5 protein-coding genes are annotated in these 6003 nt (G+C 70.6%); 4 read left to right on the top strand and 1 reads right to left on the bottom strand.

What is annotated here, in order from left to right; all coding sequences use genetic code 11:
- The first annotated feature begins 108 nt into the window (after nucleotides 1-108).
- The 3 genes from RWP81_RS13565 to RWP81_RS13575 are packed head-to-tail and all read left to right on the top strand — an operon-like array spanning nucleotide 109 to nucleotide 3861.
- Nucleotides 109-1629 (top strand): alpha-L-arabinofuranosidase C-terminal domain-containing protein, encoded by a 1521-nt coding sequence (locus RWP81_RS13565; protein WP_314456938.1) that lies wholly within the window; start codon nucleotides 109-111, stop codon nucleotides 1627-1629.
- A 15-nt stretch (nucleotides 1630-1644) separates the two neighbouring features.
- Nucleotides 1645-3366, top strand: coding sequence for a beta-galactosidase (locus tag RWP81_RS13570; RefSeq protein ID WP_314456940.1), 1722 nt, complete (start codon nucleotides 1645-1647; stop codon nucleotides 3364-3366).
- A gap of 54 nt (nucleotides 3367-3420) precedes the next feature.
- Complete coding sequence (locus RWP81_RS13575; protein WP_314456942.1) at nucleotides 3421-3861, top strand: cupin domain-containing protein; 441 nt, start codon at nucleotides 3421-3423, stop codon at nucleotides 3859-3861.
- Nucleotides 3862-3912: 51 nt separating this feature from the next.
- On the opposite strand, the gene RWP81_RS13580 is transcribed toward RWP81_RS13575, so the two are convergent.
- A complete protein-coding gene (locus RWP81_RS13580) occupies nucleotides 3913-5184 on the bottom strand; it encodes an MFS transporter (RefSeq protein ID WP_314456944.1) in 1272 nt (423 codons plus the stop codon).
- A 68-nt stretch (nucleotides 5185-5252) separates the two neighbouring features.
- Between RWP81_RS13580 and RWP81_RS13585 the strand changes: the two genes are divergently transcribed.
- Nucleotides 5253-5837 (top strand): TetR family transcriptional regulator, encoded by a 585-nt coding sequence (locus tag RWP81_RS13585; RefSeq protein ID WP_314456945.1) that lies wholly within the window; start codon nucleotides 5253-5255, stop codon nucleotides 5835-5837.
- Nucleotides 5838-6003: the final 166 nt, after the last annotated feature.

Here is a 6003-nt window from a genome sequence, read left to right on the forward strand (position 1 = left end):
TTAGGGAAACGACCGGGGATTCGCGGTCAACAAGTACCCAGCAGCCGGGGGGGGGGCCGCCGGGTCCGTGGGGGGCCCGCCCCTCCCCTTTCCCTCCCGAGGAGAGTCATGATCCCCCCCACCCGCATCACCGTCGACCGCGCAGCCGTCGGCGCCGAGGTGCCGCGCCGTCTATTCGGCTCGTTCGTCGAGCACATGGGCCGCTGCGTGTACGACGGCATCCATTCACCCGGGCACCCGAGCGCGGACGCCGCGGGCTTCCGCGCCGACGTGCTCGATCTCGTGCGCGAACTCGGCGCGACCGTCGTCCGCTATCCCGGCGGCAACTTCGTCTCGGGATACCGCTGGGAGGACGGGGTCGGTCCGCGGGACGAACGCCCGGTGCGGCTGGATGCCGCGTGGCACAGCACCGAGAGCAACCAGGTCGGGCTGCACGAGTTCGCCGACTGGGCGGATGCCGCGGGCTTCGAGGTCATGGAGGCGGTCAACCTCGGCACGCGCGGCGTCGCCGAGGCCGCCGACCTGCTCGAGTACGCCAACCACCCCTCCGGTACCGCGCTCAGCGACCGCCGCCGGGCGAACGGTCGCGACGAGCCCTTCGGCATCCGGCTGTGGTGTCTCGGCAACGAGATGGACGGCCCCTGGCAGATCGGCCACAAGACCGCCGATGAGTACGGCCGTCTCGCCGCCGAGACCGCGCGCATGATGCGCTTCCTGGACCCCACGGTCGAGCTCGTGGCCGCCGGGAGCTCCAACCACGAGATGCCGACCTTCGGGGAGTGGGAGCGCACGGTGCTCCAGCACACCGCGGGCCTCATCGACCACATCTCCGTGCACGCGTACTACGAGGAGGACCCGGACGACCCGGCGAGCTTCCTCGCCAGCGGTGCCGCCCTCGACCGCTACATCGCCGACGTCGTCGACATCATCGAGGAGACCGGCGCGAAGACCCCCGACGGGGGCACGATCGGCATCAGCGTCGACGAGTGGAACGTGTGGAACCAGACCCGCTGGAACGAGGTCGACAAGCCCCGCGTGTTCACCGGTGACTGGCCGATCGCCCCGCGCCTGATCGAAGACGATTACACCGTGACCGACGCCGTCGTCGTCGGTTCCCTGCTCATCACGCTCCTTCGTCGCTCGGACCGCGTCTCGATGGCCAACCTCGCGCAACTCGTGAACGTCATCGCGCCCATCCGCACCGAACCCGGCGGCGGAGCGGCCTGGCGACAGAGCACGTTCCACCCCTTCGCCCTCACCGCCAAAGCGGCATCCGGCCGGGTGGTGCTCCCGCGGGTCGACGGTGCCGTCATCGACACTGCGCGCCACGGGTCGGTCGACGCGGTGGACGCCGTCGCCACCGTCGACGGCAGTGACGTGTCGGTCTTCCTCGCGCACCGCGATCTCGACGCGGCCACCGAGGTCGAGCTCGACCTGGGCGCGGTCGAGCAGGTCGACGCCGTCATCGTGACGATCCCCGAGGGCGGCGACCGCCACACCACGAACTCCGTCGACGGCGAGCCCGTCGCGCCCGCGCCGCTGGCCGTGGAGGCCGGCGCCGACGGCATCCTGCGCTTCACCCTCCCCGCCCTCGCCTGGGTTCGCCTGACCGCGCGCCTCACCGCCTGATCCCCGAAAGAAACCGTGACGACCTTCACCATCGGCGAGACCGACTTCCTGCTCGACGGGCGACCGCACCAGGTCATCTCCGGCACGCTGCACTATTTCCGCATCCACCCCGAGCACTGGGCCGACCGCATCCGCACGGCCAAGGCCATGGGACTCAACACCATCGAGACCTACGTGGCGTGGAACGCCCACGAGCCGGTCCGCGGCGAATGGGACGCGACCGGCTGGAACGACCTGGGACGCTTCCTCGACCTGATCGCCGAGGAGGGCCTGCACGCGATCGTGCGCCCGGGCCCGTACATCTGCGCGGAGTGGCACAACGGCGGCCTGCCGGTGTGGCTCACCTCGACGCCGGGGATCGGCATCCGTCGCTCCGAACCGCAGTTCGTCGAAGCGGTGTCGGAGTATCTGCGCCGCGTGTACGAGATCGTCGCGCCCCGCCAGATCGACCGCGGCGGAAACGTGGTGCTGGTGCAGATCGAGAACGAGTACGGCGCGTACGGCTCCGACAAGGACTACCTGCGCGAACTGGTGCGAGTGACGAAGGATGCCGACATCACGGTGCCGCTGACCACCGTCGACCAGCCGATGCCGTGGATGCTCGAGGCTGGGAGCCTGCCCGAACTCCACCTCACCGGGTCGTTCGGTTCGCGCAGCGAGGAGCGTTTGGAGACCCTCCGGGAGCACCAGCGCACGGGCCCGCTCATGTGCAGCGAGTTCTGGGACGGCTGGTTCGACTGGTGGGGCAGCATCCACCACACCACCGACCCGGCGGCATCCGCCCACGACCTCGATGTGCTGCTCGCGGCGGGCGCCTCGGTGAACATCTACATGGTGCACGGCGGCACGAACTTCGGCACCACCAACGGCGCGAACGACAAGGGCCGATTCGACCCCATCGTCACCTCCTACGACTACGACGCCCCCATCGACGAGTCGGGCCACCCCACGGCGAAGTTCCATGCGTTCCGCGAGGTCATCGCGAAGTACGCGACCGTGCCGCCCCTCGACGCGGCCCCCCGGCCGGAGGCCCCCGCCTTCGAGGTGACGCTCTCGGGCGAGGGCGACTGGATGCCGGATGCCACCGCCGTCGACCGGACTGACGATCCGTCGTCGTTCGAGGACCTCGCCCACCTCGGGCCGCTCGTGCGGTACGACGTCGACCTCCCGGCGTCCTCGGGGCCGTCCGCCCTCGTCTTCGGCGAGGTGCGCGACCTGGCGTGGATCCACGTCGACGGCACCCCCGTCGGGCGCCTGTCACGGTCGCTGCACGAGCGAGCCCTCACGATCCCCGCGGGCTCGCGCCTCACCGTGCTCGTCGAGGATCAGGGCCGCGTCAACTACGCCGACCGTCTCGGCGAGGCGAAGGGCCTGATCGGCTCGGTGACCGTGAACGGTTCGCCGCTCACCGGGTGGACGGCGACGCCCATCGACCTGACGTCTGCCGCCGGCACGGGCGAGGGAACCGTGGGGCGCGCGCTGCTGCGCGGCACCTTCACCCGCGACGCGGCCGCCGACCTGTTCCTCGACACGGCCGGCTTCGGCAAGGGCTATGCGTTCGTGAACGGCTTCTTCCTCGGCCGGTACTGGAACAACGTGCCGCAGAACACGCTCTACGTGCCCGGTCCCGCCACGCGGACCGGTGCGAACGAGATCGTCGTGCTCGAGCTCGAGCACGCGATCGAGCCGGTCGCGCGCTTCGTGGCCGCGCCATCGCTGGGGCAGCTGGAGGAGTAAGCGCGTCGGCGAGCGGGGCCAGGATGGCCCTACGACCGATGAGAGGGCGAGCAGATGAGCGATTACGAGATCACCGAGATCGGGGCGCTGGATGCCTGGCGCGAGCACTTCGGCGGGTTCGCGCCCGCGCGCTCGCGCGACGGGCGCCGCGTGGTCGACCACGAGTTGACGATGCAGTTCATCGGTATGACCGCGAACGCCCTGGCCCCCGGGGAGCAGGCGGGGTACTGGCACACCCACACCCATGTGGAGGAGCTGTACGTGTTCCTCGAGGGCCGCGGTCAGATGGGCCTCGACGACGACGTGATCGACGTGGGCCCGGGAAGCGTCGTGCGCGTCGGCCAGAACGTCTGGCGCACCTGGAGGGCGATCCCCGAGGGGAGCGTCGAACTGCGCTGGCTCTGCATCCGCGCGGGCGGCGAGACGCTCCCCCACCTCCCTGACGACGCGTCGCGCGATCCCGCCCGCCCCATGCCTTGGAGCACTCCGGCCTGAGGGCTTCCGGATGCCACGACCTCTTCGCGGCATCCGGAGCGCCCTCGGGCGTCACTCGCCGACGGGCACCGGCTCCGCGGCATCCGGGGTCTTCACCCGGAGGGAGGGGCTGGTGAAGCGGGCCCGGGCGATGACCACCGCTGCGGCGGCCATGAGCACCGCGCCCAGCACGTACGGCGCGGTGTGGGCGACGTGGGCGTACAGCAACCCCGCCATGAGGGGCGCGACGGTGCCGACGGCGGCGTTGAGCGACTGCGCGGCACCGGCGATCCAGCCCTGCTCGTCGTCGCCCACGGCGTTGGAGAGCAGGCCGTCCATCGTGGCCTGGGCCGCACCTTGCCCTGCGGCCAGGGTCAGCGCACCCACGATGAACAGCCACGGTTGCGCGAGCAGCGAGGCGACTCCGGCGAGCGCGACCAGCCCGGCCGTCTGCGTGACGATGCCGCTGACGACGACGCCCCGCTCGCCGATGCGCGGCAGCAGGACGCCGAGCAGCACGCCCTGGATGGCGATGTCGATGACGCCGACGCACGCGGTGAGCAGACCGATCGCGGTGGGGTTCCAGTCGATGGCGTCGAGGGCGAGCACGCTGAAGTTGTTGACGAAGAAGCCGAAGGGCAGGCCCACCAGCACCAGCCCCAGCATGAGTCCGCGCAGTTCGGGGCGGCGGAAGACGCCGCGGAACACCGCGAACGGGTGCACGGCCCGCAGATCGAGTGAGGCGATGCGCTTGTTCGGCGCGAGGCTCTCCGGCAGGAGGAAGATGCTGACGATCGCGATCGTCAGCGCGAGGCCGGCGGTGACGAAGACGGGCAGGTCGACGTCGATGGCCGCGAGGGATCCGCCGAGGGCCGGTCCGACCATCGTGCCGATGCCGGCCGTCGCCCCCAGGACGCCGAAGCGTCGGGCGCGCTTGTCGGGAGGCGTGATGTCGGCGAGGTAGGCGAAGAGGGCGGGCAGGTCGCCCGCGGTGACGCCCTGCACGATGCGACCGAGCAGGAGCACCCAGAGCGCGCCCCCGATGCCGAAGAGCAGGAAGCCCAGTGCCGCGCCGAAGCCGGCGACGATGATCACCGGCCGGCGGCCGAAGCGGTCGGAGATGCGGCCGAGGAACGGTGCGACGAGGAATGCGCACAGCGCGTTGACGGTCTCGAGGATGCCGACCCACACGGCCAGATCGGACGGGTTCGAGACGTAGCGGAGCACGACGAACGGCAGGACGGGTAGCACGACGGTCATGCCCGCGGTCGTCAGCGTCGTGATGACGACAAGCATGACCCAGGCGCGGCGGCCCTGGTCGAAAGAGGAAAAGGGTGAAGTCACACCGTAACTGTACTCGTACCAGTTTTGGCGTCAATACGACTTTTGAGTCGATCCGATAAAGTGGGGGCATGAGCGAGACGATCGGGCGCCGCGAGCGCAAGAAAGCCGCCACCCGCAAGGCGATCTCGGATGCCGCGACGCTTCTCTTCGTCGAGCGCGGGTTCGACGAGGTCAGCATCCGCGAGGTCGCCGAGGCCGCCGACGTGTCGCCCACGACCGTGTTCGCGCATTTCCCGCAGAAGGAGGCCCTCGTCTTCGACGAGGACGACGCGCAGCGCGACATGCTCGTCGGCGCCGTGCGCGACCGCGCCGTCGGCACCTCGGTGTCGGAAGCCCTTCACGAGCTCTACCGGCGCGAGCTCATCGGCCTCGCATTCGACCCCACGGGTGAGAACCGCCGGCAGTTCATGCAGCTGATCACAGGGACCCCCGCGCTGCAGGACTACGCGTCGCGCATGTGGCTGCGCCACGAGGACGCCCTCGCCGACGCGATCGCCGAGACGACCGGGCAGAGCGAACCGGATGCCGAGACCCGCGTTTACGCGCGCATGGTGCTGCAGCTGCAGATCCTCGCGTTCGAGCACGATGACGCCGCGGCGACGATCGAGGCGGGTTTCCGCATCCTCGACCGGGGGTGGGGCGTAGCCCGCTGACGGCATGCGGGGGTTTATGGCGTGCGGGGGTTGTGGCGCGTGAGCGGGGCGTGACGGGGTGTGCGGCGTGGCGCGCGAGCGGGGCTGTGCGGCGTGTGGCGCGTGACGGGGTGGGAGGGGCGTGACGGGGTGTGCGGCGTGGCGCGCGAGCGGGTCTGTGCGGCGT

It is taken from the genome of uncultured Microbacterium sp. (genome assembly GCF_963521695.1).
In the GTDB taxonomy this organism is placed as follows: Bacteria; Actinomycetota; Actinomycetes; order Actinomycetales; family Microbacteriaceae; genus Microbacterium.